This is a genomic window from Comamonas composti DSM 21721 (genome assembly GCF_000429845.1).
Classification (GTDB): Bacteria; Pseudomonadota; Gammaproteobacteria; order Burkholderiales; family Burkholderiaceae_C; genus Comamonas; species Comamonas composti.
Genome location: NZ_AUCQ01000003.1, coordinates 148,161 through 172,308, shown reverse-complemented (window position 1 = coordinate 172,308; position 24,148 = coordinate 148,161). Strand labels below are relative to the sequence as shown.

Genomic DNA, 24,148 nt, shown 5'->3' with positions numbered 1-24,148 from the left:
CGCCTCAGGGGGGTGTTCACACCACCTCCGCGAAGCCATGGCTCAGCACCACCTTGTCCCGCTCCTGCACCTTGGCGCGCAGCTGGTAGTGGCTGGGGCTGCCGGGCACGCGCCAGATTTCGGTGACCAGGGTCTCACCTGGGAACACCGGCGAGGCAAAGCGAATGTCCAGTGCCCTGAAGCCTGTGGCATTGCCGCCCGCGCACTGGCGCAGCAGGGCGCGGGCGACCAGGCCATAGCTGGCAAGGCCATGCAAAATGGGGCGCTCAAAGCCTGCGGCCTGGGCCACGGCAGGGTCGGCATGCAAGGGGTTGTAGTCACCGCTGAGGCGGTAGAGCAGGGCGGCCTCGGGGCGGGTGGGCTGGATGTCGGTGAAGTCCGGGGCGCGGTCTTCGGGTGTGGGCTGCAGCGCGGGCAGTGGGGCATCGCTGGGTTGGCCGCCGCCTGCTTGGCCGGTTTGGCTGTAGCCGCCATCACCGCGCAAGAACGAGACCTGCTGCACGGTGGCCAGCAATTCGCCGGCTGCGGTTTCCAGGCGGCGCTCGGTCACCATGATGCAGCCCTTGCCTTCGCCCTTGTCCGTCAAATGGGTGATGCGGTTGTGGCCCACCACCTCTGCCGCCGGCGGCAGCGGCCGGTGCAGCCGCATGCGCTGCTCGCCATGCAGCAGCTTGACCCAGTCAATGCCGGTATCGGGCTCGCGCGCCCAAAAGCCGGGGTAGCCCAGCACCACGGCCTGCGAAGGCAGGGTGAGCAGGCCCTGGCCGTCCTTGCCCTCGTACACATAGGGCAGGGCGCTGTGGTCCAGCGGGTCATTGCCCAGGCCCAGGCTGAGCGCATACAACATGCTGTCGCGTGCGCTGTAACTCTGGCGCACAGGCGCAAACTGGCGCGCCTTGAGGTGGTGGTAGTCAATGGCCATGGATGGCTCCTCGAAGTGATTCGCGATGGGAGTGCTTGTGATGCGGCGCATCCAACGAACACCTTGCTGTGCGGGGCCCCCTCACCCCTACCCTCTCCCCCAAGGGGGTGAGGGAGTCAAGTCAGGGCGTGGCGCACAAAACTGGCGTAGCCCAGGCCAGCAGACAGCGAGCAAGGGCCGACCCGCAGCGAGGCTGTCGTCCCCCTTGGGGGAAGGCGCCGAAGGCGACTCAGGGGGGAGCCGTCAGATCGGATCCCAACTGAACACATCCGCAGAGCGATCCATGGGCACAAACGAGGCCTTGAGCGCCGGCATGCCATGCTCGGCAATGAACTCCGGAGTCCAGCCTTCGCTGCGGTGTACCGAGCGCAGCGGGCGGGGCTGGCTCATCAGAAAGATCTCGTTGTTGCGCACGGCAAAGACCTGGGCGTTCACATCCTTGGCCTGGTCGGACAGCAGATAGACCGCCAGCGGTGCGATCTTGTTGGGCGTCATCTGCTGGATCTTGGCCACGCGCGCCTGCTGCTCGGGGGTGTCGGTGGGGATGGAGCCAATCATGCGGCTCCAGGCAAAGGGGGCGATGCAGTTGGAGCGCACATGGAACTTGGCCATGTCCAGCGCAATCGACTTGGACAGGGCGGTCAAACCCAGCTTGGCGGCGCTGTAGTTGGCCTGGCCCAGATTGCCGATCAGGCCGGAGGTGGAGGTCATGTGCACCAGGGCGCCGCTTTCCTGCTCCTTGAAGTGGTTGGCTGCGGCGCGGCTCATGTAGTAGCTGCCGTAGAGGTGGACCTTGATGACGGCATCCCACTCGTCCAGGCTCATCTTGTGGAAGAAGCGGTCGCGCAGAATGCCGGCGTTGTTGACGATGCCGTCGATGCGGCCAAAGCTGTCCACGGCGCATTGCACGATGCGGCCGGCACTCACCGCTTCCGACACGCTGTCGGTATTGGCCACGGCCTGGCCGCCAGCGGCCTTGATTTCGTTCACCACTTTCTGTGCCGGGCCGGCGTCCGTGCCTTCGCCGGTGGTGGAGGTGCCGATGTCGTTGACCACCACCTTGGCACCCGCTGCGGCCATGGCCAAGGCAATGTCTCGGCCTATGCCGCCGCCGGCGCCGGTCACTACGACGACCTTGTCTTGCATCATCTTCTGGGCCATGGTTTGTCGTCCTTTTCTGTGGTTGGGAGATATGGCTTGAGCATGCCGGCAAACCGCGCTGGGCGCCATTTGCCAATCCCAAGGGCGGGCTTCGGCAATGTGAAACCAGCACCTGATGCAGGCCCTTAGGCAGAGCCGAAGACACGCTTTCACAAACGCAGCTTGCCTGCCGCTGGCGCTGGCCTGACCATGGCAGCCATGACAGAACCGCAACATGCAACCATCGATGCCGCCATGCAGGCGCATCTTCAGACCTGGCAGGGCAAGAGCGAGTCGCGCGTCGACCTGGTGGCTGCGGCGCCCGTGGCGGCCATGGCGGCCACGCTGGACCGTGCTGACCCAGCGCCGGTGGCAGGTACAGCCTTGCCGCCGCTGTGGCATTGGATGTACTTTTTGCCCCACGCACGCCAAAGCGAAATCGGTCCCGATGGCCACCCGCTGCGCGGTGGTTTTCTGCCTCCCGTGCCGCTGCCGCGCCGCATGTGGGCCGGTGGCCGGTTGCGCTGGGAGGCGGGCAATGCGCTGGCGGTCGGGCAGGAGGTGGAGCGTGTCTCCACCATACAGTCCGTCAAGCACAAGGCCGGGCGCTCGGGCGAGCTGCTGTTTGTGCAGGTGGAGCACCAGTTCCGCAATGCCAGCGGCCTGGCGCTGACCGAGGAGCACGACATCGTCTACCGCCCGCTGGCCCAGCCCGGCGAAGCCGCGCCCGCGCCGCAAACACCGCCGCTGGCCGGCCAGGCCGCATGGTCGCGCACCATGGTTCCCGATGATGTGCTGCTGTTCCGCTATTCGGCCCTGACCTTCAACGGCCACCGCATCCACTATGACCGCCAGTACGTCACCCAGGTCGAGGGCTACCCCGGCCTCATCGTGCACGGCCCCTTGATTGCCACGCTGCTGGTCGATCTGCTGCGCCGCCATCTGCCCCAGGCACAACTGCTCAGCTTCGATTTCCGGGCCGTGCGCCCCACGTTTGATCTGCATGCCTTCAGCGTCCATGGCAAGCCCTCGCAGGACGGCAAGACCGTGGAGCTCTGGGCCCAGGACCACGAGGGCTGGCTGACCATGCAGGCCACGGCTGTGCTGGCCTGAAGCAGGACTATCGAAACAAGAGCTGCTTGTGCATATGCAGCAAGCGTGAGAGGCCTAAAAAGCTTGAAAAAGCTGGAAGAGACAACGCCATGATCGAAAAGACACTGAGCAACAACTACCCCGAAATTCGCGATGCCATTCGCGACCTGTGCAAGCAGTTTCCGGACGAGTATTTCCGCAAGGTGGACGAGGCACGCGCCTACCCCGAAACCTTTGTCAACGCGCTGACCGGAGCGGGCTGGCTGGCGGCACTGATTCCGCAGGAATACGGCGGCTCGGGACTGGGGCTGACCGAGGCCTCGGTCATCATGGAAGAGATCAACCGCTGCGGTGGCAACTCCGGCGCCTGCCACGGCCAGATGTACAACATGGGCACGCTGCTGCGCCATGGTTCCAAGGCGCAAAAGGACAAATACCTGCCAAAGATTGCCAGCGGCGAATGGCGGCTGCAGTCCATGGGCGTGACCGAGCCCACTACCGGCACCGACACCACCAAGATCAAGACCAGCGCGGTGAAAAAGGATGACCGCTACGTCATCAACGGCCAGAAGGTGTGGATCAGCCGCATACAGCACAGCGACTTCATGATCTTGCTGGCCCGCACCACACCGCTGGCCGAGGTGACCAAGAAGAGCGAGGGCATGTCCATCTTTATGGTGGACCTGCGCGAGGCCGAGCAAAACGGCATGACGGTGCGGCCCATTCCCAATATGGTCAACCACGAGACCAATGAGCTGTTCTTCGAGAACCTGGAGATCCCGGCAGAGAACCTGATTGGCGAGGAAGGCAAGGGCTTCAAATACATCCTCGATGGCCTGAATGCCGAGCGCACCCTGATTGCCGCCGAGTGCATAGGCGACGGCTACTGGTTCATGGACCGTGTCACCAAGTATGTGAAGGACCGCCAGGTGTTTGGCCGCCCCATTGGCCAGAACCAGGGCGTGCAATTCCCCATCGCCGAGACATTTATCGAACTGGAGGCCGCGAATCTGATGCGCTGGAAGGCCTGCGAGCTGTTCGACAAACATGAGCAAATGGGCGCCCAGGCGAATATGGCCAAGTACCTGGCGGCCAAGGCCAGCTGGGAAGCGGCCAATGCCTGTCTGCAATTCCACGGCGGCTTTGGCTTTGCCTGCGAATACGACGTGGAGCGCAAATTCCGTGAGACGCGCCTGTACCAGGTGGCGCCGATTTCTACCAACTTGATCTTCTCCTACGTGGCCGAGCACCTCTTGGGCTTGCCCCGATCGTTTTGATGCACACCCCCGGCTTTACGCCCTCGCCCCTTCGGGGAGAGGGTTGGGGTGAGGGGCAGGGCCTTACCGTTGGCATTCACCGTGGATCGACAAGATGACAAAACAAGCAATTCGCCCTCTGGATGGCATCACCGTGGTCTCGCTGGAACATGCGGTGGCCGCACCGTTTTGCACGCGCCAGCTGGCCGATCTGGGCGCGCGCGTGATCAAGGTGGAGCGGCCCGGCAGCGGCGACTTTGCGCGCGGCTATGACCAGCGCGTGAAGGGCCAGTCCTCGCACTTCACCTGGATCAACCGCAGCAAGCAAAGCCTGGCGCTGGATGTGAAGCTGCCCCAGGCCAAGGCAGCACTGCTGGAGCTGCTGAAGACGGCCGATGTGCTGGTGCAAAACCTGGCGCCCGGCGCTGCGGCGCGTATGGGGCTGTCGTATGCGGACTTGAAGGCGCACAACCCCAGGCTCATCGTTTGCGACATCAGCGGTTATGGCAGCGACGGCCCCTACCGCGACAAAAAAGCCTATGACCTGCTGATCCAGAGCGAGGCGGGTTTTCTGTCCGTCACCGGCACGCCGGAGACACCGAGCAAGTCCGGCATCTCGGTGGCCGATATTGCGGCAGGCATGTATGCCTACACCAACATCCTCTCGGCCCTGCTGCTGCGCGGCAGAACGGGCGAGGGCAGCCATATCGACGTCTCCATGCTCGAAGCCATGGGCGAGTGGATGGGCTACCCGCTGTACTACGCCTACGACGGCGCCACGCCGCCACCGCGCACCGGGGCCTCGCACGCCAGCATCTACCCCTATGGGCCATTCACGGCCGGCGACGGCGGCACGGTGATGCTGGGCCTGCAGAACGAGCGCGAATGGAAGGTGTTTTGCGACCAGGTGCTGTTGCGCCCCGAGGTGGCCGTGGATGCGCGCTTTCACAGCAATGCCCAGCGCAATGCCAACAGGGCGGAATTGCAGGAACTGATTCTGCAGGAGTTCGCGCAACTGACTTCGGCCCAGGTGGTGCAGCGCCTGGATGCGGCCGGCATTGCCAACGCCCATGTCAACGATATGGCGGGGCTGTGGGCCCATCCGCAGCTGGCTGCGCGCCAGCGCTGGCGCTCTGTGGCCACGCCCGTGGGCGAGGTGCCGGCCCTGCTGCCTCCGGGCGTGAACAGCGCCTTTGACTACCGCATGGACCCCATACCTGCCGTGGGCCAGCACAACGCCGCCATCCTGGCCGAGCTGGGCTGGAGTGCCGAACAGATCGGGGCGCTGCAGCAGGCGCAAAGCGCCAAGGCCATGGATGTTTAAAACCCTAAAACAAGAGCAGCCCATGCAGATGCAGGCTGCGCTGGAGACCGATATGAAGCAAGAAAGCCAGGTGGCGGTGCATCCGCTGGCCCAGTTCGCCGCCACGCTCGCCTGGAGCGATGTGCCCGCCGCCGTGCAGCGCAAGGCCGAAGACCTGTGGGTGGACTGGTTCGGCTCGGTGCTGGCCGGGCAAGGTGCCCGCCCGGTGCTGAGCCTGGCGCGCTTTGCGCTGTCGCAAGGGCCGGCCCAAGGCCCTTGCGAGGTCATAGGCCAAAGCGCCACCACCTCGCCCATGATGGCCGCCCTGGCCAACGCCGCCGCCTCGCATGTGGCCGAGCAGGACGATGTGCACAACGGTTCGGTGTTCCACCCCGCGGCCGTGGTGTTTCCGGCGGCCGTGGCCGTGGCCCAGAGCATGGGCGCCAGCGGCGCGCAGCTGATGGCGGCCTGCGTGGCCGGCTACGAGGTGGGCATACGCGTGGGCGAGTTTCTGGGCCGCAGCCACTACAAAATCTTCCACACCACGGGCACGGCCGGCACCTTGGCTGCGGCCGCAGCCGTGGGCAATCTGCTGGGGCTGACGCCGCTGCAAATGCAGCATGCATTCGGCTCTGCCGGCACGCAGTCCGCCGGCCTGTGGGAGTTTTTGCGCACCGCTGCCGACAGCAAACAGCTGCACACGGCACATGCGGCATCGGCGGGTTTGATGGCGGCCTATCTGGCACAGGATGGCTTCACCGGCGCGCAGGACATCTTCACCGGCCCCCAGGGCCTGGCGGCCGGCATGTCCAGCGACAGCAACCCCGCCAAGCTCACCGATGGTTTGGGCACGCGCTGGGCCACGGCCGAGACCAGCTTCAAATGGCATGCCTCCTGCCGCCACACCCATCCGGCGGCCGATGCCTTGCTGCAGGTCATGCAGCAGCATGGGGTGGCGTTGGGCGATATCGCGCAAGTCATCTGCCATGTGCACCAGGGCGCCATCGATGTGCTGGGGCCTGTCACCTCGCCCGTCACGGTGCACCAGAGCAAGTTCTCCATGGGCACGGTGCTGGCGCTGGCGGCACGCTTTGGGCATGCGGGGTTGACCGAGTTCGACACCCAGTACCTGGCGGCCGACACTGTGGCCATGCGCGACAAGGTCAGCATGGTGCTGGACCCCGAAGTGGATGCCGCCTACCCCCAACGCTGGATTGGCAAGGTGACGGTGCAGACCACGGATGGACGCAGCCTGCACGGCCGGGTGGACGAACCCAAGGGCGACCCGGGCAACACCTTGAGCCGCGAGGAAATCACCGCCAAGGCCTTGCGCCTGGCCGCCTATGGCAGTGCGTTGCCGGCAGAGCGGGTGCAGCAGGCGGTGCAGCAGCTGTGGCAGGTGGCTGCCATGGACCGCATCGGGCACTTGCTTGCTTAGGTCGCAGCATATGTACGACTTGCTTCAACAGGCCTGCTCATTCCTGTTCGTTCCGGCTTCCCGGCCCGAGCGTCTTGGCAAGGCCCTGGCCAGCGGCACCGACATGGTCATCGCCGACTGGGAGGATGCCGTGGCCCCGGGTGACAAGAATGGCGCGCGCCAGGCCCTGGTCCAGGCCATCCAGGGCTTGCTGCCGGCCAGCCGCATGCGCCTGCTGGTACGCATCAACGCCGCGCAGACACCCTGGCATGAGGAGGATGTGCAGGCTCTGGCCGGGCTCGTGCAGCAGGGCCTTTGCGGTGCCGTGCTGCCCAAGGCCGAAAGCGCTGCCACCCTGCTGGCCGTGGCCGCTGCGGCAGGCCCCCGGGCGGCCATCGTGCCGCTGATCGAAAGCGTGGCGGGGCTCGACGCCGTGGACGAGATCGCCAGAACGCCGTGCGCCGTGCGCCTGGTCTTCGGCCACCTGGATTTTCAGGTCGACGCAGGCATGGACTGCAGCCTTGACGAGCAGGAGCTGCTGCCTGTGCGCATGGCCCTGGTGCTGGCCTCCCGCCGCGCGGGCCTTGCTGCCCCCGTGGACGGGGTGACCGTGGACACCGTCCACCCCGAGCGTCTGCAGCACGATGCACAGCGTGCGCTGCGCATGGGCTTTGGCGGCAAGCTGTGCATACACCCGGCCCAGGTGGCGCCGCTGCACGCAGTCTTCGATCCCGACGAGGCCGCAGTGGTCCAGGCGCGCAGAGTGCAACAGGCGTTGAGCGAAGCTGGAGGTGGGGTCTGCGTGCTCGACGGGCGCATGATCGACGCGCCCATGCTCAAGCGTGCAGAGCAGGTCTTGCAGCGCCACGCCAAGGCCTTGCAACGCGCAGGCCCGTGAAGGCGTCCATGCCCGAGAATCAGAGGCTGGCCTTGATGGAGGAGCAATCATTGTTCACTGCCGAAGCAGGCATATCAGCGATGCAACATGTTGTAATCACGGGCTTCGCCTGTTGACACAGCGCCAAAACGCCATGGAACAGGCTCCGATCCAATCCATCTCAAGGAGATAGTCTGCATGAGCGCATTAGTCATCAAAGCCTGGAAAGCCAGCGAGCAGCCCATAGACAATCAGGGCAATCACATTGCCATCACCGGACGCGAGGGCGGTCTCGTGGCCTGGATTCTTTCCAAGGTGAACATCGATCCCACAACCACCATTCTCGTGGGCAGCGAGCGCCTGGAGTTCAGCAGCGCATCGCTGTCGGGGACCCAGTCGCGCCTGATTCCGCTGCAAGGCATTTGCTCGACCTACTATGGCTATCACAAGCCCTGGAAGACGGCTGCAGCCATCAGCGCCATGGCCATCTTCATGGGCCTGCCCATGCTGGCCCGCAGCCCCGTGGCCGGCCTGCTGGTGATGCTGCTCGGCTTTGGCATAGCTGCGCTGATCTACTTTCTGAATCGCACGCTGACCCTGGGCTTTGTGGAGAATAGCGGGGCCGTCAGCGGCATACAGTTCAAGCGCTCGGTGATCGAAAACATAGACATCACGCAGGAGCAGGCCAAGCAGGTCTGCCAGCTCATGCAAAAGCTGATCGAGGCCAAGGAAAAGCGCCTTTGAGACAAGGCCGCCGGCGCCTCCTCTAAGAACGTGTTTACGATCTCTACGCTGCCGCGTTGGAGCGCAATCGGGATGAGTTCAAAGCGATGGGGCGCAGCTTGCACCGAGGTGCAAGCAAGCCACAGCGCGAAGAAATCGCCCGATTTCGCTCCAACCCTTCGGGACAGTGCCTTTGCGGGCGGTCTACAGCGTTGCGAATCCTCGCAATAGCACGGCTATTGCTGCGGTGTCGCGCCTCGTATCCCATCCCGCAAAGACACTGGCGCGGCGCCGAGGAGATCGTAAACACGTTCTAAAAGCGCCGGCTCAGACCGGCTCGTGGGCCGGTGTCTTGCGCACCAGGCTCTTGAACGACAAGCGTCCACCCGGCATGCCTGAGCGCGCAGGCTGAGCGGCGGCTGGCGCGAGTGCAGGCTGCTGGGCGGGCTGTAGATGGGCCTGGGGGTCGAGCTGAAATACGGCAACGGCTGCGACCAGCTTTTCCGCCTGGGATTGCAGATGGGTGGCGGCCGCTGCCGACTCCTCGACCAGTGCCGCGTTCTGCTGCGTGGCCTGGTCCATCTGGGTCACGGCCTCGCCGACCTGGCTCACGCCCTGGCTTTGTTCATTGCTTGCAACACTGATCTCGCCGACGATGTCGGTCACGCGTCGTATGGCGCTGACCACTTCGTTCATGGTCGCACCTGCCTGGTCGACCTGGGTCGTGCCTTGCTGCACGCGCTCCACACTGGCCGTGATCAGCTCCTTGATCTGCTTGGCGGCTTCTGCACTGCGCTGGGCCAGGGTACGCACCTCGCCCGCCACCACGGCAAAGCCCCGCCCCTGCTCGCCAGCGCGCGCGGCTTCCACGGCCGCGTTGAGTGCAAGGATGTTGGTCTGGAAGGCAATGCCGTCTATGACGCCGATGATGTCGGCAATGCGCTGCGAGCTGCTGTGGATGTCCTTCATGGTCGATACCACGCGGTTCACGGCCTCGCCGCCATCCGTGGCCACGGTGGAGGCCGTGCTCGCGAGCTGGTTGGCCTGCCTGGCGTTATCTGCGTTCTGGCGCACCGTTGTGCTCAGTTGCTCCATGGAGGCCGCCGTCTCTTCGAGCGCGCTGGCCTGTTGCTCGGTGCGTGCGCTCAGGTCGTTGTTGCCCTGGGCGATCTGAGCACTGGCCGTGGCCACGCTGTCGGCGTTCTGGCGCACCGTGGCCACGACCTGGGTCAGGTTGTCGCGCATCTCGGAAAGAGAGACCAGCACGCGCGCGATTTCCTCCAGCCCATGCGTGGTCACGCGTTGTGAAAGATCGCCATGCGCCATGCGGTCCGAGGCCTCGATGGCCGTCTGCACCGAAGCCATGATCTGGTGATACATGTGCCAGAGCATGAAGATCATTACCAGGAGCAGCATGCTGGCAATGGAGACCAGCGCCCAGATCCACTGATTCTTGGTCTGCTCGGCCGCCGCGACGGCGCCCGAGGTCCGCTCGTCGAGCACGGTGAGGAACTCGTCGAGCGGCTTCATGATGCGGGCCTTGATCGCGTGGTAGTCGTGCCCATGGACCATGGCGCGGGCCTGCTCCAGGTCGGGCTCGCGCTTGATGGTGAACTGGCCCGTACCATCGTCGTACAACCCCTTGACCATGTTCATGGCCGTGGTCTCGAGCTTGACCAGCGCGTTGGATTCGGTCTCGGACTTGTGCAGCAGGCCGAATTCCTTTTCGGTGAACCCCGCATGTTTCATCAAATCATTGAGCGAGATGGCACTGCCGCTGCCCTTACCCGGGTCGATGTCGGCAGCGCGAAAGTCCCAGTAGATTTTCTCGTACTGGTTGGGGCGCGGCTTTTGACCGTTGCGTATGGCCAAGAGCTCGGCGTACTGCTGCTCCCAGCGTGGATCACCGGTGACCACATAGGTCCGCGCAAGGCGGCTCAGATCATCCGAGCCCTGGCGCAGCTCATCGGCCAGCAGATAGGAGTTGTAGCGCGCCGTCTGGGATTCGGCGAGCAGGGATGCCGAATGGGAGACCTGGTAGATGCAAAAACCAGCCACGGCAAGCGCAATGGCCATGACAGCCAGAGCAAGAGAAAAAAGTTTCTTAACGCTGAGCTTCATGAGCTTCACCTAGATTTCAATGGTTGAAACGCCGACATCCATGAAAAGTCCCTCGCATGTCTTGCAGGCGTGTGTAGAGAATGCGCAAAGTCAGTTCGGGAGCAGAGGCTGCGTAGGACAGGCCGCATCCCCTCTAGCCCTGTCCCTGAAAGCTGGCGCTGGGCTGAAAAAGTTGCGAACCCGCAAGCGCGACCTTGGTATTCATCCAAATCGCCTGTGCAGTCCATTGCAGCGCATATCCCCTTTGGACCATGCGGGAATCTGAGCCTTGTTTGTCCCGTTTTTGTGGAGATACCAGGGCTTCAGGCCTTGCGACCTTCGTCAGCCCTCACAATCCGGGCTCTTCCATGAACTACCAGAAACCTCCCCAGGCCCAAAGGCCCCAGTCCGGCGTGGATCCCCAGGCCCTGCGCGCCGGTCCGCCACGCCTGCTGTGCTTCAACAAGCCTTATGGCGTGCTCAGCCAGTTCACGCCCGAAGGGCGCTGGCAAGGCCTCAAGGACTTTATCGATGTGGCTGGTGTCTATGTGGCCGGCCGGCTCGACGCCGACAGCGAAGGCCTGCTGCTGCTCACCGATGACGGCAAGCTGCAGGCGCGCATTGCCGATCCGCGCTTCAAGATGGAGAAGACGTATTGGGTGCAGATCGAGGGTGTTCCCCAGGAGGCGGCATTGGAGCAGTTGAGGCGCGGCCTGCGGCTCAAGGACGGCATGACCCAGCCCGCGCGCGCCAGGCGGCTGGAGACGGCCCCGGTGCTCTGGCCGCGTGATCCGCCGATACGTGTGCGCCAGAACATTCCCGATTGCTGGATCGAGCTGATCATCCGTGAAGGCAGAAACCGCCAGGTGAGACGCATGACAGCAGCCATAGGTCACCCTACGCTGCGTCTGGTGCGTGCGGCCATAGGCCCGTATTCGCTAGAGAGCCTGCAGCCTGGCGAATGGAAAGAGGTGCCCCGCCACTGAGAGGGAGAGCCTGCTCTGAGCGGAAGGCTCGCTGGAGCAAAACCGCCCGGGATCACCGCCGGGCAGGGCCCCGTTAGAGCGTGTTCACGATCTCAGGCCTTCTTGAGGAACTCGGACTTGAGCAGCAGGCTGCCGAGGTCGGTCTTGCAGTCCACGTTGTGCCCATCGGGACCATCGACCAGGCGTATTCCCTTGACCTTGCTGCCTTTCTTGAGAACGGAAGACGCACCCTTGACCTTGAGGTCCTTGATCAGGATGGCGGCATCGCCGTCTGCCAGCGGATTGCCGTTGGCGTCGCGCACCACCTTGGATGCTTCATCGGCCTGCGCATCCTCGGAGCCTTCCTGCTGCGGCCATTCAAAGCTGCAGTCGGGGCAGATGAAGTGGTCGCCATCAGGGTAGGTGTTCTCAAGCGTGCATTGGGGGCAGGCTGGGGTGTTGTGCGGCATGGCGAGGCTCCGTGGCTATCTGCTGAAAAAGTGCGGCGCCACTGGGGCGCCGTCTCGAAGACAGACATTGTCGTTGCCGCATGTGCCTGCAGCGGCCCAATGCCGCAGTAAGGCGCAGGCTCATGCAGAGCCGGCCGGGCAGATGGCCTGGATCCTGAACACGTTCCAACAGTCTGGCCTTGGTCTCTGTAGCAAGTGAAGCAGCCCCGCCTCGACACCTTGTCCACATGGGCAATCATTTCCAGGTTTGATTGCGGCTCGTGGTGCCAAGCGCGCCAGTGTCCGAAGCCTGCCGTGCGAGCTGTGCCCGTGGTTCATATTGCCTTGTGAAACACAAACAAACTCTTGCGTATCGTCGTGTAAATGAGGGCAGTGAGTTGGCATTCGATCGCTCACCATATAGTGGACAGAAAAGTTTTAACTCATAACCAAAGATGGCAAAAACGCACATCTTTTCAAGGAGTGACGCTTTCATGAGCAATCGGAATCCACCACTGCGAAGCATTGCAGCGGCCATCATCGGCAATGCGCTGGAATGGTATGACTTTTTCGTCTTTGCGTTCATGACGCCGATTCTGGCCAAGCTGTTTTTCCCGGCCCATCCCGACAACCCCGACGACAACATCAACCGCATCCTGCTCACCACGGCAGTCTTCGGCGTGGGCTTTTTCATGCGTCCCGTGGGAGGGATCCTGCTGGGCCTTTACAGCGATCGAAAGGGGCGAAAGGCGGCCATGGTGCTGGTGACCAGTCTCATGGCCCTGGCCATGGTCTTCATCACCCTTGCGCCCACCTATGAATCCGTGGGGATTGCCGCCCCCTTGTTCATCGTGCTCACACGCCTGCTCCAGGGCTTTGCCACGGGGGGCGAGTTCGGCAGCTCCACAGCCTTGCTGATCGAGCTTGCACCGCCCGACAAGCGCGGCTTTTACGGCTCCTGGCAAATGACCGGCCAGTCCGTGGCCTTGTTTCTGAGCGCGGCCGCAGGCGTCATGATTACCGACTTGTTCAGCATCGAGCAGGTCATGTCCTGGGCCTGGCGCCTGCCTTTTGCACTGGGCCTGCTCATCGTCCCGGTTGCGCTCTACATACGCCGCCATGTGCAGGAGCCTCAGGCCTTTGTGCAGCAACAGGACCGAAGCCGGAATACAGGCCTGGTGGACGTGCTGAAAAACCATGGGCGTGCAATCCTCGTGGCCATGGGGCTGGTGATCGCGGCCACGGTTTCCGTCTACATCACCTTTACCTATCTGGTCACCTATGCCACGGTCACTTTGCAGTTGCCGATGCACGACGCCTTCATGGCGCAAATGGCAGGCTGTGCCTTGCTGATGCTGGCCACGCCGCTTTTCGGCCTGCTGTCCGACCGTATAGGTCATCGCAGACTGGCCTTGTTTGCACTCGCAGGCTATCTGCTGGTGCTCTATCCGCTGTATGCCTGGCTGACCAACGGACCCACGGTGCAGAAGCTGCTGCTGGTCCAGTTGGGCGTCTGCATCTTCGTGGCCATGTTTTTCAGTGTTTTCAGCAGCCTGATGGCCGACCTGTTTCCAACCGCCGTGCGTTCCACGGGCATGTCCATAGGCTATAACGTGGCGGTCATGGTGTTCGGCGGCTTTGCTCCGTTTGTCGTGACCTGGCTGATCCGCACCACGGGTTCGCCCATGGCCCCGGCGTTCTATGTGATGCTGGGCGTGGCCCTGGGCCTGATCGCCACGCTCTTCTTCAAAAGCTCGCACCCTGTGGAGCTGCCGGCGGCATGGCCTCAAACGCCGGGTAAGGCTGCCTAGAGCGTGTTCACGATCTCTACGCAGGCGCGTTGGAGCGCAATCGGGATGAGTTCGAGTCGATGCGCCGCAGCTTGCACCGGGGTGCAAGCAAGGGCCAGCGCGAAGAAATCGCCCGATTTCGCTCCAACCCTTGGGGACAGTGCCTTTGCGGGTGAGCGGCTAGACCTTGGCTCTCACCCATTTCGGCGATATACCGTAGCGCCGTTTGAAGGCAGTCGAGAAATTGGCCGCGCTGGTATAGCCGGCCGCATGCGCGGCCTCGGACACACTGCACCCGGTCTGCTCCAGTTGGGCCCAGGCCCGTTCCAGGCGCTGGTCCCGGCGGTACTCGTCGATGCTGCTGCCGAACACCTGACGAAACTGACGCTGCAACGCACTGGGGCTGAGCCCTATGTCGCGCGCAATATCGGGCAGGGGGCGGAAGCACTCGGTTTCGCTGTCCAGCACGGCCTTGAGCCTCATCAGGCGTTGATGCTCGCGCAGGCCCAGCGGTGCAGCCTGGGCTTCCTGACCCTGCGGGCTTTCCGACAGCGACTGCAAGGCCTCGTGCATCAACTCCAGCGCTCGGCTGAGCAACAGCACCGGCGTCCTGGCTTCGCGCGCAAGCTGGATGATCTGCTCGGCCACCGCTACGGCACGCACCGAAGGCTGCCATGGGCGTATGACCAGTTGCTGGTGCTGACGCCAGTGACACAGCAACTGCAGTGCGGCCCAGTCCATGGTCTGGTCCTCCAGCCAGCAGGCCTCTGCACTCAAGCTGAGCTTGCGCTCGTATTTGCCACGCTGCCAGCGGCGCACAAACGCATCACCCGGGCGTGAATGCACCACGGCCCCGCAGGCACCTGTTTGAGGGCCTGTCAGAGGATCGACCTGCATTTGCAAGCGCTGCCCGCCAAAGGCCACGTCCACGCGTCCTTCGAGCAACACCACCAGATGCAGGCCAGGCTCGGCCGGCACGCTGGAGCGCAGCGTGCACAGGTCGCTGGCCTCGACACCATGCAGCCAGAGACCGCGCTGCAACTGTAGGGCTTGAACATGGCCGGCCATCAGCACTTGCTGGGCCTGGACTTCGGCATCGAGAAAGTCGAGCGCAGGCGCCTCGAAGTCGCTCGCGCGTACAGTGCCCAGCCCCATCCAGCGCGGTGGGCGGGCAGCGGAGGAAACAGCCATATCCCGCCCAAAATTTTCTGATAATGATTCCCATTTTAGATGTCGATGCTTACGCCTTGCTACACCAGTGCATAGCAGCCTCGCACAGCAGATGCGCAGGCCTGCGCCACAATGCGCCATGCTCAAGCTCAAGCTCAACGACATTCAACGCGCCGCAGAACGCCTGCGCGGCGCCGTGCTGGAGACACCCTGCGTAGAGTCGCTCACGCTGTCCCGGATCACGGGAGCGCAGGTATTCCTCAAGTTTGAGAACCTGCAATTCACAGCCTCGTTCAAGGAGCGTGGCGCCTTCAACAAGCTGGCCCAGTTGTCTGCACAGGAACGCGCGCGCGGCGTGGTCGCCATGAGCGCGGGCAACCACGCCCAGGGCGTGGCCTATCACGCCGAGCGCCTGGGGCTGCGCGCGGTCATCGTCATGCCGCGCTTCACGCCCGGGGTCAAGGTCGAGCGCACGCGCGGTTTTGGTGCCGAGGTGGTTCTGCACGGCGACACCCTGGCCGAGGCGCGTCAGCATGCGTATGCACTGGCCGAGCAACAAGGCCTGGTCTTCGTCCACCCCTATGACGATGTGCAGATAGCAGCCGGCCAGGGCACGCTGGCCCTGGAGATGCTGGCCGCGCAGCCTGATCTGGAGCAACTGGTCGTGGCCGTGGGCGGCGGCGGCCTGATCGCAGGCGTGGCCACGGCCGCCAAGGGCCTCAAACCCGGCATCGAGGTCATTGGCGTGCAGGCCCAGCGCTTTGCAGCCATGGTGAATGCCGTGCGCCATGAGGATCTTCCCATGGGCAGCTCCACGATCGCCGAGGGCATTGCCGTGACCCAGCCCGGCGAGATCACCACGCAGATCGTCAGGCGCCTGGTCGACGATTTGCTGCTGGTGGACGAGGGCGACATAGAGCAGGCCGTGCTCATGCTGCTGGAGATAGAAAAGACCCTGGTCGAAGGCGCGGGGGCCGCCGCACTCGCGGCCCTGCTGCGCCACCCTCAGCGATTTGCGGGCAAAAAGGTGGGCCTGGTGCTCTCGGGCGGCAACATCGATCCCATGCTGCTGGCCTCCATCATCGAGCGTGGCATGGTGCGCTCGGGCCGGCTGACTCGTCTCAAGGTCAACGCCCGCGATGTGCCCGGCGTGCTCGCGCGCATCACAGCCACCGTGGCCGCTGCAGGCGCGAACATCGCCGAGGTCCACCACCAGCGAGCTTTCACGCTGCTGGCCGCGCAAAGCGTGGAGATCGAGCTGGTCCTGCAGACCCGCAACCAGGACCATGCACAGGAAGTCATGGCTGCACTGCAAGCTCAGGACATGCAAGTCAGCGCGGTCTGAGCGCTTCCCGCCAGTGGGCCCTGGTCCATGCAGGCGCTCGGGCCTGAACCCGCCCGCGACCAGGGCTGTGGCCAAGCAGACCCAGCCAGCTGCTGCACTCAGGCCGAGCAGGCTGTAATAGCCAAGATCCAAAGCGAGCTGCCGCAGCGCCTGGCCTCCCAGGGCTCTCTGGAATGGGTGACCAGGACCCTGGACTTTGCCAGCGATGCGGCCTTCATCGGGTTCTTCCGCCGCATGACGGAGCTGCCGCCGCGCGCCTGTATGGAAAGCCGGGGTCGGTCTCCATCCAATCTACTGCCGGCCTCATGGCTTTCCCCAGAGGCCGGCATGCAAAGCCCTACCTAGAATGGTTCGCTATGCCCCCGTCCTTTATCTATAAGGAGAGTTCAGCATGTCGCACGATCCCGTAGAGAACAACGCCGCAGAAACCAGCGATGCGGTTGAATCCATTACGCCCTATATCCCTTTCATCATTCCACTCGCTGGCGCCGTGATGATGTTCATTCTGGCCTTCATTGCCGTGACCATGGCCTGATTGCCTGCTCTGCACCGGCTCCGCCTTGGCGGAGCTTTTTTTGCGCAAAAAATAAGCACCAATCCTCAATTTTGAGCATTTATTAATGCATATATTGCATAGTTTTGGCCGTCATATTGCTGACAAATAAAATCCCTCTCCCTAGAATCGAGTCCCCGGCTGCAGGCCAGGTCAGCAAGCCTGCTTCTTCATGCGCTGACAAGCCTTTTTCTCAAAGATGACGACTTTTCTGCCCTCGTCTTCTTTGAAAAATTGGTTTTTTCAATTGAAGAAAGCTCTGCGATGAATGCACCCGTAATCCAAGGCCTGGATCTCCAGGCGCCTGCCTACGTCAAAAACCGCCGCCTGATTGCCTGGGTGGCCGAGATGGCCGCTTTGTGCAAGCCGGCCAGGATTCACTGGTGCGATGGCTCGCAAGAGGAATATGACCAGCTGTGCCAGCAGTTGGTGGATGCGGGCACGTTCAAGAAGCTCAATCCTGCCAAGCGCCCCGGCAGCTATCTGGCCTGGTCCGACCCCTCGGACGTGGCGCGCGTCGAAGACCGCACCTATATCTGCTCCGAAAAGAAGGAAGATGCCGGCCCGACCAACAACTGGATGGCGCCCGCCGAGATGCGTGCCACGCTGCAGCCGCTATTCGATGGCTGCATGGCCGGCCGCACCATGTATGTCGTGCCCTTCTCCATGGGCCCCCTGGGCAGCCCCATAGCCCATGTGGGCGTGGAGCTGTCCGACAGCGCCTATGTGGCGGTGAACATGAAGATCATGACGCGCATGGGCAAGGCCGTGTATGACGTGATCGGCGAGAACGGCGAGTTCGTTCCCTGCATGCACACCGTGGGCGCGCCGCTGGCCGCTGGTGAAAAAGACCAGACCAGCTGGCCCTGCAACAAGACCAAGTACATCGTGCACTACCCCGAAACGCGCGAGATCTGGTCGTATGGCTCGGGCTACGGCGGCAATGCGCTGCTGGGCAAGAAGTGCTTTGCGTTGCGCATCGCCTCCACCATGGGCCGCGACCAGGGCTGGCTGGCCGAGCACATGCTCATCCTGGGTGTGACCAATCCCGAGGGCAAGAAGTACCACGTGGCTGCGGCCTTTCCCAGCGCCTGCGGCAAGACCAACTTCTCCATGCTGGTGCCGCCCAAGGCCTTCGAAGGCTGGAAGGTCACGACCATTGGCGACGACATTGCCTGGATCAAGCCCCAGGCCGACGGCTCGCTGCGCGCCATCAACCCCGAAGCCGGCTATTTCGGCGTGGCCCCCGGCACCAATTACCACACCAACCCCAACTGCATGGCCAGCCTGGACAAGAACGTGATCTTCACGAACGTGGCCCTGACCGATGACGGCGACGTATGGTGGGAAGGCATGGAAAAGGATACGGGCAGCCTGCCCGAGCATCTGATCGACTGGCAGGGCAAGGACTGGACGCCGCAGATCGCCAAGGAAACCGGCGCCAAGGCTGCCCACCCGAATGCGCGCTTCACGGTCTCGGCCATCAACAACCCGGCCCTGGACGAGGCCTGGGACGATGCGCGCGGCGTGAAGATCGATGCCTTCATCTTCGGCGGCCGCCGCTCCACCACCGTGCCGCTGGTGACCGAGGCGCGCGACTGGGTGGAAGGTGTGTACATGGCAGCCACCATGGGCTCCGAGACCACGGCCGCAGCTTTCGGCGCCCAGGGCGTGGTGCGCCGCGACCCCTTCGCCATGCTGCCCTTCATGGGCTACAACATGAGTGAGTACTTCCAGCACTGGCTGAGCCTGGGCACCAAGCTCGAAGGTCAGGGCGCGCAGCTGCCCAAGATCTTCACCACCAACTGGTTCCGCAAGAACGAGCAGGGCAAGTTCGTCTGGCCCGGCTATGGCGAGAACATGCGCGTGCTCAAGTGGATGATCGACCGCATCGAAGGCCAGGCCGCAGGCCGACAGACAGCCTTCGGCATCGCCCCCGAGTACGCCGAGATCAACTGGTCCGGCCTGGAATTCACGCCCGCCCAGTTCGCCGACGTGACCAGCCTCGACAAGGCCGCCTGGACCGAGGAGATGAAGCTGCACAGCGAGCACTTCGACAAGCTGGCCTACAAGCTGCCCCAGGAAATGCTGGCCACCAAGGCCGAGCTCGAAAAGCGCCTCGCGGCCTGAGCGCCTTCTCCCGAGCCCGGAGCTTAGCGCCCCTGGGGTTGATGCAAAAAGGAGCGCCTCGGCGCTCCTTTTTGCATGGCGGGTCGGCCGGGCTTCAGCCGGCCATGCGGTACTCGCGCCCTATGCTGGCCACCTGCACGCAGTACGAGGCATACCAGCGCTCGCGGCCCAGGCCTTGCGCGAGCAGATGCTCGGGATGGGACTTCCAGGCACGGATGGCCTCTTCGCTGGGCCAGTAGGAAAGAGCGACCTCATTCTCTCCTTCGGTGACCGCATGGAACTCCAGGCAGCCGAACTCGTTCAAGGCCAGCTCGCGCATGCGCGCCGCCATGCGTGAATACTGCTCGTCCAGCTCGCGCACCTTGGCGCGAAAGATCACAACAAACATCGGGCGTCCTGCTTATTCCAATAAAGAGAGCTGCTTTCGCTTGTCCTGTAGGGACGGATTCAAGTCGAAGTGCAGCAAAGCATCAATGCACGGATTCAGGCTGCAAAGCAAGCTGAGCTAGGTATTGTGCATAAACATCGATCGGCTTGCACCAGCCCAGCGTCATCCTGGGCCGCTCATTGGGCCAGGGCCATCGCATCTCAAAACCGATGCCATCAAAGCCCTCCCCTTCGGGGGAAGGGGCCATACCGGCAAGCGCTCAGGCCGGGGATGCCCTGCCTCTTGAGCAGCTTTGCCACTGCATCGAGCTGCTCCTGTGTGTGGCCACGCGATCCGTGGCTCTGCGCAAGTTCACGCGCATCAGGCCCATGCCCCAGCGACTCCACAGCCTGTGCCACAGCTCTTCCTCGGAGCAATGCAACCAAGGGTAAACCCCTTGACAATCCAAGTTGACGATCCTGAATATGGCTTTAATAATTAACATGTTAATTAAATATCAGCCATGGAAACTCAAGCCTTTGCTCTCCAAAGCGGCATGCCGCTGGGCACGGTCTACGGCGCACTGCTCAACGACCGCGCCACCCTGACGCGCCTCGCGCCTCAGTTCGACAGCCCGCCCTACAAGGCCGCCCCCAAGGCGCCCGTGCTCTACATCAAGCCGCGCAATACCTGGGCGCGCAGCGGCGCTGCCGTGGCTGTTCCGGCGGACCCGGGCGTCGTGCGCCTGGATGCCACGCTGGGCCTGGTCATGGGCCGGGCGGCAACGCAGGTTGCGCCAGCGCAGGCCATGGACTACGTGGCCGGCTACGTCATCGTCAGCGACATCACCCTGCCCCACGAAAACTATTACCGCCCGGCCATCGTCCAGCGCTGCCGCGACGGCTTCTGCCCCATGGGCGATCTGCTGCAGCCCCTGCCGGGCTTCGATGTGAACACGGCCCGCCTGCAGCTGGCACTCAACGGCCGCCCGGTCTATGAGCGCAGCTTTGCCGACCTGGTGCGCCCTGCCTCGCAGCTGATCGCCGACGTGACGGAGTTCATGACGCTGGCCGCTGGCGACGTGCTTCTGCTCGGCCCCGGAGAAGGCGCACCCCAGGCCCGGCCCGGCGACGAGGTGCGCATCGAGGTGGCCGGATTGGGCGCTTTGCACCACAGCCTGGTGCTGGAGGAATTGGCATGAAACACGGACGCGTGATGTTTGAAGGCCGTGTACAGGCCGTGACCCCTGGACAGCCAGGCCAGGTGCTGCTGCCATGCGGGCGCAGCGTGGCCGAGACCGAGGTGCAATGGCTGCCGCCGCTGGAGTTCGGCACCATCATTGCGCTGGGGCTCAACTATGCAGACCATGTGAAGGAGCTCTCGCGCGAGCTCACGGTGACGGCCAAAGATGCGCCCCTGGTGTTTCTCAAGGGCGCGAATGCGCTCATCGGCCATCGCGCCCAGACCCCGCGCCCGGCCGACGCCGGCTTCATGCACTACGAGTGCGAGCTGGCCGTGGTCATCGGCAAGACCGCCAGGCGCGTCAAGGCCGCCGACGCCATGGCCTGCGTGGCCGGCTATACGGTGTGCAACGACTACGCGGTGCGTGACTACCTGGAGAACTTCTATCGCCCCAATCTGCGCGTGAAGAACCGCGATGCCTGCACCGTGATCGGCCCCTGGCTGGTCGATGCGGCCGACATTCCCGACCCCCATGCCCTGGGCCTGCGCACCCGTGTGAACGGCGAGCTCACGCAAACCGGCCATACGGGCGACATGATCCACCGCATCCCCGATCTCATCGAGTACCTGAGCGCCATCATGACCCTGCAGCCCGGCGATGTGATCCTCACGGGCACGCCCGACGGCGTGGTCAACGTACAGCCCGGCGACGCGGTCGAGACCGAGATCGACGGCCTGGGCACGCTGGTCAACACCCTGGTTGCAGCCTGAGCCGCCGCACCACCACCTCGCAAAAACCAGCAGCCCGAATGCTGACCTCCCAAGGGAATATCAAATGAAAATCGACCACCTGATCAATGGCCGCGCCGTCGCCGGCAAGAACTATTTTGAAAACATCAACCCGGCCACGCAGGATGTGATCGCCGAGGTTGCCGCAGGCGGAGCCGATGAGGTCAACGCCGCCGTGGCCGCAGCCAAGGAGGCCTTTCCCAAATGGGCGGGCCTTGCGGCCACCGAGCGCGCCAAGCTGGTGCGCAAGCTGGGTGACCTGATCGCCCAGCATGTGCCGGAAATCGCGGAGACCGAAACCAACGACTGCGGCCAGGTGATTGCGCAGACAGGCAAGCAGCTGATACCGCGCGCCGCCGACAACTTCTACTACTTCGCCGAGATGTGCACACGCGTGGACGGCCACACCTACCCCACGCCCACGCACCTGAACTACACGCTGTTCCACCCCGTGGGCGTGTGCGCGCTGATCTCGCCCTGGAACGTGCCCTTCATGACCGCGACCTGGAAGGTTGCGCCCTGCCTGGCCTTCGGCAACACGGCCGTGCTCAAGATGAGCGAGCTCTCGCCCATGAGCGCTGCGCGCCTGGGCGAGCTCGCGCTGGAGGCCGGCATCCCCGCCGGCGTGCTCAACCTCGTGCATGGCTATGGCAAGGATGCGGGCGAGCCCCTGGTGGCGCACCGCGACGTGCGCGCCGTTTCGTTCACGGGCTCCACGGCCACGGGCAACCGCATCGTGCAGGCTGCGGGCCTCAAGAAATTCAGCATGGAGCTGGGCGGCAAGAGCCCGTTCGTGATCTTCGACGACGCGGATTTCGAACGCGCGCTGGACGCGGCCATCTTCATGATCTTCAGCAACAACGGCGAGCGCTGCACGGCCGGCAGCCGCATCCTGGTGCAAAAAGGCATTTACGCGAAGTTCGTGGATCGCTTCGTGGAGCGCGCCAAGCGCATCACCGTGGGCGACCCGCTGGATGAGAAGACCATCGTCGGCCCCATGATCAGCCAGGGCCATCTGGCCAAGGTACGCCACTACATCGAGCTGGGCCAGAAAGAGGGTGCCAGCATGCTGTGCGGCGGGCTCGACGCCCCCGTGCTGCCCGCACGCGTGAGCAAGGGCAACTACGTGCTGCCCACGGTGTTTGCCGATGTGGACAACCGCATGCAGATCGCCCAGGAAGAGATCTTCGGCCCCGTGGCCTGCATCATTCCGTTCGGCGACGAGGCCGAAGCCATCCGCCTGGCCAACGACACCCAGTACGGGCTGTCGAGCTATGTATGGACCGAGAGCACGGGCCGTGCCCACCGCGTGGCCGCAGCCATCGAGGCCGGCATGTGCTTCGTCAACAGCCAGAACGTGCGCGACCTGCGCCAGCCCTTTGGCGGCACCAAGGGCTCGGGCACGGGCCGCGAAGGGGGCACCTGGAGCTACGAAGTGTTCTGCGAACCCAAGAACGTGGCCGTCTCCATGGGCTCGCACCACATCCCGCGCTGGGGCGTCTAGGACGCTCTGACAGACATTCATTCAGACAGCTTTCAGCGCCTGCTGGCCAGGCGCTGATGCCAACAACAACAAAGCAAGGAGATTCATATGCAACGCCGCCACCTTCTGCAGGCCAGCCTGGCCACTGCGCTGACCCCCGCCTGCGGCCTGAGTCTGGCTCAGGCTGACCGCTGGCCCAGCAAGCCCCTGCGCATCATTGTTCCGTTCACCCCCGGCGGCACGACCGACCTCGTGGCCCGCCTGATCGGCTCCGAGCTCGGCAAGCAGCTCGGCCAGAGCGTCATCGTGGAGAACAAGCCCGGTGCGGGCACCGTCATCGGCGTGGACTATGCGAGCAAGCAGCCCGCCGACGGCTACACCCTGGCCTGCGTGGCCAACAGCTTCACGGCCAACAAGACCCTGGTCAAGAGCCTGCCCTACGACACGACCCGCGACCTGCAGGCGGTGGCGCTCATGGGCCTGTCCGAGCACGTGCTGGCCACCCACCCCGCCAGCGGCCTCAAGACCCTGGCCGACCTCAAGAAGGCCGCCCTGGCCACGCCCGACAAGCTGACCTATGCCTCGTTCGGCAACGGCACCTCGGCCCACCTGTCGGGCGCGCTACTGTCCCAGATGCTGGGCATCGACATGGTCCACATCCCCTACAAGGGCCAGGGGCCGGCGCTCAACGATCTGCTGGGCGGCCAGGTCAGCGTGATGTTCGGCAACTGGTCCGAGTTCCGCGGCCATATCGAGAACGGCAAGCTCATCGCCCTGGGCATGGCCACGCCCAAGCGCTCGCGCTTCGCGCCCAATGTGCCCACGCTGGCCGAGCAGGGCATGGCCCTGGAGTCCAATTCCTGGCAGGGCCTGATCGCCCCTGCAGGAACCCCGAAGGCCATCGTCGAGCGCCTCAATGCCGAGGTCAACAAGGCCTTGACCGCCCCCAACGTGGTCGAGGTCTTTGCCAAGGGCGGCCTGGTGTCGCGCGCCGGCACCGTGGCACAGTTCTCGGAGTTCGTGAACAGCGAGATCGCCAAGTACGGCGAAATCATCCGCCGCGCCAACATCACCCTGGGCTGAGCACTTTCAGCC

The 24,148-nt window shown here is 63.8% G+C and carries 21 protein-coding genes; 15 read left to right on the top strand and 6 right to left on the bottom strand.

The window, feature by feature from the left end; genetic code table 11:
• Positions 1-16: 16 nt before the first annotated feature.
• Together G486_RS0104120 and G486_RS0104115 are read right to left on the bottom strand one after the other, a co-directional pair.
• Entirely contained in the window at positions 17-922 is a 906-nt protein-coding gene (locus G486_RS0104120; protein ID WP_027014389.1) for a MaoC/PaaZ C-terminal domain-containing protein, read from the bottom strand.
• Between the two features lie 243 nt (positions 923-1,165).
• Positions 1,166-2,083, bottom strand: coding sequence for an SDR family NAD(P)-dependent oxidoreductase (locus G486_RS0104115; RefSeq protein ID WP_027014388.1), 918 nt, complete (start codon positions 2,081-2,083; stop codon positions 1,166-1,168).
• Between the two features lie 189 nt (positions 2,084-2,272).
• Here G486_RS0104115 and G486_RS0104110 point away from each other — a divergent pair, with 189 nt between their 5' ends.
• The 6 genes from G486_RS0104110 (at position 2,273) to G486_RS0104080 (ending at position 8,751) form a co-directional block, all read left to right on the top strand.
• A complete protein-coding gene (locus G486_RS0104110) occupies positions 2,273-3,175 on the top strand; it encodes an FAS1-like dehydratase domain-containing protein (protein ID WP_027014387.1) in 903 nt (300 codons plus the stop codon).
• Positions 3,176-3,264: 89 nt separating this feature from the next.
• A complete protein-coding gene (locus G486_RS0104105) occupies positions 3,265-4,431 on the top strand; it encodes an acyl-CoA dehydrogenase family protein (RefSeq protein WP_027014386.1) in 1,167 nt (388 codons plus the stop codon).
• 94 nt (positions 4,432-4,525) lie between these two features.
• Positions 4,526-5,734, top strand: coding sequence for a CaiB/BaiF CoA transferase family protein (locus G486_RS0104100; RefSeq protein WP_027014385.1), 1,209 nt, complete (start codon positions 4,526-4,528; stop codon positions 5,732-5,734).
• A 52-nt stretch (positions 5,735-5,786) separates the two neighbouring features.
• Positions 5,787-7,151: an MmgE/PrpD family protein gene (locus tag G486_RS0104095; protein WP_027014384.1), complete on the top strand. Its 1,365-nt coding sequence runs from the start codon at positions 5,787-5,789 to the stop codon at positions 7,149-7,151.
• 10 nt (positions 7,152-7,161) lie between these two features.
• Positions 7,162-8,028: an HpcH/HpaI aldolase/citrate lyase family protein gene (locus G486_RS0104090; RefSeq protein WP_027014383.1), complete on the top strand. Its 867-nt coding sequence runs from the start codon at positions 7,162-7,164 to the stop codon at positions 8,026-8,028.
• A gap of 177 nt (positions 8,029-8,205) precedes the next feature.
• The gene (locus G486_RS0104080) at positions 8,206-8,751 is read left to right on the top strand and encodes a hypothetical protein (RefSeq protein ID WP_027014382.1); all 546 of its coding nucleotides are present in this window, start codon (positions 8,206-8,208) and stop codon (positions 8,749-8,751) included.
• Between the two features lie 306 nt (positions 8,752-9,057).
• On the opposite strand, the gene G486_RS21510 is transcribed toward G486_RS0104080, so the two are convergent.
• Complete coding sequence (locus G486_RS21510) at positions 9,058-10,851, bottom strand: methyl-accepting chemotaxis protein (protein ID WP_051303113.1); 1,794 nt, start codon at positions 10,849-10,851, stop codon at positions 9,058-9,060.
• A 347-nt stretch (positions 10,852-11,198) separates the two neighbouring features.
• Between G486_RS21510 and G486_RS0104065 the strand changes: the two genes are divergently transcribed.
• The gene (locus G486_RS0104065; RefSeq protein WP_084455027.1) at positions 11,199-11,816 is read left to right on the top strand and encodes a pseudouridine synthase; all 618 of its coding nucleotides are present in this window, start codon (positions 11,199-11,201) and stop codon (positions 11,814-11,816) included.
• Between the two features lie 92 nt (positions 11,817-11,908).
• Here the strand turns inward: G486_RS0104065 and G486_RS0104060 are convergent, their stop codons facing one another.
• On the bottom strand, positions 11,909-12,265 hold the full coding sequence (locus G486_RS0104060) for a zinc ribbon domain-containing protein YjdM (protein ID WP_027014380.1): 357 nt from the start codon (positions 12,263-12,265) through the stop codon (positions 11,909-11,911).
• A 473-nt stretch (positions 12,266-12,738) separates the two neighbouring features.
• On the opposite strand from G486_RS0104060, the gene G486_RS21505 reads away from it, so the two are divergent.
• Positions 12,739-14,055 carry an MFS transporter gene (locus G486_RS21505; protein ID WP_051303112.1) on the top strand — a complete coding sequence of 439 codons (1,317 nt, stop codon included), beginning with the start codon at positions 12,739-12,741 and terminating at the stop codon, positions 14,053-14,055.
• A gap of 159 nt (positions 14,056-14,214) precedes the next feature.
• On the opposite strand, the gene G486_RS0104050 is transcribed toward G486_RS21505, so the two are convergent.
• On the bottom strand, positions 14,215-15,225 hold the full coding sequence (locus G486_RS0104050; RefSeq protein ID WP_027014379.1) for a helix-turn-helix transcriptional regulator: 1,011 nt from the start codon (positions 15,223-15,225) through the stop codon (positions 14,215-14,217).
• A gap of 118 nt (positions 15,226-15,343) precedes the next feature.
• On the opposite strand from G486_RS0104050, the gene G486_RS0104045 reads away from it, so the two are divergent.
• The 3 genes from G486_RS0104045 to G486_RS0104030 all read left to right on the top strand — a co-directional run bounded on the left by G486_RS0104045 (position 15,344) and on the right by G486_RS0104030 (position 19,232).
• Positions 15,344-16,549 carry a threonine ammonia-lyase gene (locus tag G486_RS0104045; protein WP_027014378.1) on the top strand — a complete coding sequence of 402 codons (1,206 nt, stop codon included), beginning with the start codon at positions 15,344-15,346 and terminating at the stop codon, positions 16,547-16,549.
• Positions 16,550-16,940: 391 nt separating this feature from the next.
• On the top strand, positions 16,941-17,084 hold the full coding sequence (locus tag G486_RS24250; RefSeq protein ID WP_169728576.1) for a hypothetical protein: 144 nt from the start codon (positions 16,941-16,943) through the stop codon (positions 17,082-17,084).
• Between the two features lie 282 nt (positions 17,085-17,366).
• Positions 17,367-19,232, top strand: a complete 1,866-nt coding sequence (locus G486_RS0104030) for a phosphoenolpyruvate carboxykinase (GTP) (RefSeq protein WP_027014376.1) — start codon at positions 17,367-17,369, stop codon at positions 19,230-19,232.
• Between the two features lie 94 nt (positions 19,233-19,326).
• Here the strand turns inward: G486_RS0104030 and G486_RS0104025 are convergent, their stop codons facing one another.
• Entirely contained in the window at positions 19,327-19,620 is a 294-nt protein-coding gene (locus G486_RS0104025) for an antibiotic biosynthesis monooxygenase family protein (RefSeq protein WP_027014375.1), read from the bottom strand.
• A gap of 502 nt (positions 19,621-20,122) precedes the next feature.
• Here G486_RS0104025 and G486_RS0104020 point away from each other — a divergent pair.
• From G486_RS0104020 to G486_RS0104005, 4 genes are all read left to right on the top strand, one after another.
• Positions 20,123-20,800, top strand: coding sequence for a fumarylacetoacetate hydrolase family protein (locus tag G486_RS0104020; protein WP_027014374.1), 678 nt, complete (start codon positions 20,123-20,125; stop codon positions 20,798-20,800).
• Positions 20,797-21,552, top strand: a complete 756-nt coding sequence (locus G486_RS0104015; protein ID WP_027014373.1) for a fumarylacetoacetate hydrolase family protein — start codon at positions 20,797-20,799, stop codon at positions 21,550-21,552. Before G486_RS0104020 ends, G486_RS0104015 begins: the two co-directional genes overlap by 4 nt.
• A gap of 64 nt (positions 21,553-21,616) precedes the next feature.
• On the top strand, positions 21,617-23,074 hold the full coding sequence (hpaE, locus tag G486_RS0104010) for a 5-carboxymethyl-2-hydroxymuconate semialdehyde dehydrogenase (protein WP_027014372.1): 1,458 nt from the start codon (positions 21,617-21,619) through the stop codon (positions 23,072-23,074).
• A gap of 87 nt (positions 23,075-23,161) precedes the next feature.
• Positions 23,162-24,136: a tripartite tricarboxylate transporter substrate binding protein gene (locus G486_RS0104005; protein ID WP_027014371.1), complete on the top strand. Its 975-nt coding sequence runs from the start codon at positions 23,162-23,164 to the stop codon at positions 24,134-24,136.
• Positions 24,137-24,148: the final 12 nt, after the last annotated feature.

Excerpts from the sequence above, each read along its gene's own strand:
- G486_RS0104095 (WP_027014384.1), top strand. The coding sequence starts at position 5,787 with ATGAAGCAAGAAAGCCAGGTGGCGGTGCATCCGCTGGCCCAGTTCGCC.
- G486_RS0104025 (WP_027014375.1), bottom strand. The coding sequence starts at position 19,620 with ATGTTTGTTGTGATCTTTCGCGCCAAGGTGCGCGAGCTGGACGAGCAG.
- G486_RS0104115 (WP_027014388.1), bottom strand. The coding sequence starts at position 2,083 with ATGGCCCAGAAGATGATGCAAGACAAGGTCGTCGTAGTGACCGGCGCC.
- G486_RS21505 (WP_051303112.1), top strand. The coding sequence starts at position 12,739 with ATGAGCAATCGGAATCCACCACTGCGAAGCATTGCAGCGGCCATCATC.
- G486_RS0104110 (WP_027014387.1), top strand. The coding sequence starts at position 2,273 with ATGGCAGCCATGACAGAACCGCAACATGCAACCATCGATGCCGCCATG.
- G486_RS21510 (WP_051303113.1), bottom strand. The coding sequence starts at position 10,851 with ATGAAGCTCAGCGTTAAGAAACTTTTTTCTCTTGCTCTGGCTGTCATG.
- G486_RS0104105 (WP_027014386.1), top strand. The coding sequence starts at position 3,265 with ATGATCGAAAAGACACTGAGCAACAACTACCCCGAAATTCGCGATGCC.
- G486_RS24250 (WP_169728576.1), top strand. The coding sequence starts at position 16,941 with ATGTCGCACGATCCCGTAGAGAACAACGCCGCAGAAACCAGCGATGCG.
- hpaE (WP_027014372.1), top strand. The coding sequence starts at position 21,617 with ATGAAAATCGACCACCTGATCAATGGCCGCGCCGTCGCCGGCAAGAAC.
- G486_RS0104015 (WP_027014373.1), top strand. The coding sequence starts at position 20,797 with ATGAAACACGGACGCGTGATGTTTGAAGGCCGTGTACAGGCCGTGACC.
- G486_RS0104065 (WP_084455027.1), top strand. The coding sequence starts at position 11,199 with ATGAACTACCAGAAACCTCCCCAGGCCCAAAGGCCCCAGTCCGGCGTG.
- G486_RS0104020 (WP_027014374.1), top strand. The coding sequence starts at position 20,123 with ATGGAAACTCAAGCCTTTGCTCTCCAAAGCGGCATGCCGCTGGGCACG.
- G486_RS0104120 (WP_027014389.1), bottom strand. The coding sequence starts at position 922 with ATGGCCATTGACTACCACCACCTCAAGGCGCGCCAGTTTGCGCCTGTG.
- G486_RS0104045 (WP_027014378.1), top strand. The coding sequence starts at position 15,344 with ATGCTCAAGCTCAAGCTCAACGACATTCAACGCGCCGCAGAACGCCTG.
- G486_RS0104090 (WP_027014383.1), top strand. The coding sequence starts at position 7,162 with ATGTACGACTTGCTTCAACAGGCCTGCTCATTCCTGTTCGTTCCGGCT.
- G486_RS0104050 (WP_027014379.1), bottom strand. The coding sequence starts at position 15,225 with ATGGCTGTTTCCTCCGCTGCCCGCCCACCGCGCTGGATGGGGCTGGGC.
- G486_RS0104100 (WP_027014385.1), top strand. The coding sequence starts at position 4,526 with ATGACAAAACAAGCAATTCGCCCTCTGGATGGCATCACCGTGGTCTCG.
- G486_RS0104060 (WP_027014380.1), bottom strand. The coding sequence starts at position 12,265 with ATGCCGCACAACACCCCAGCCTGCCCCCAATGCACGCTTGAGAACACC.
- G486_RS0104005 (WP_027014371.1), top strand. The coding sequence starts at position 23,162 with ATGCAACGCCGCCACCTTCTGCAGGCCAGCCTGGCCACTGCGCTGACC.
- G486_RS0104030 (WP_027014376.1), top strand. The coding sequence starts at position 17,367 with ATGAATGCACCCGTAATCCAAGGCCTGGATCTCCAGGCGCCTGCCTAC.
- G486_RS0104080 (WP_027014382.1), top strand. The coding sequence starts at position 8,206 with ATGAGCGCATTAGTCATCAAAGCCTGGAAAGCCAGCGAGCAGCCCATA.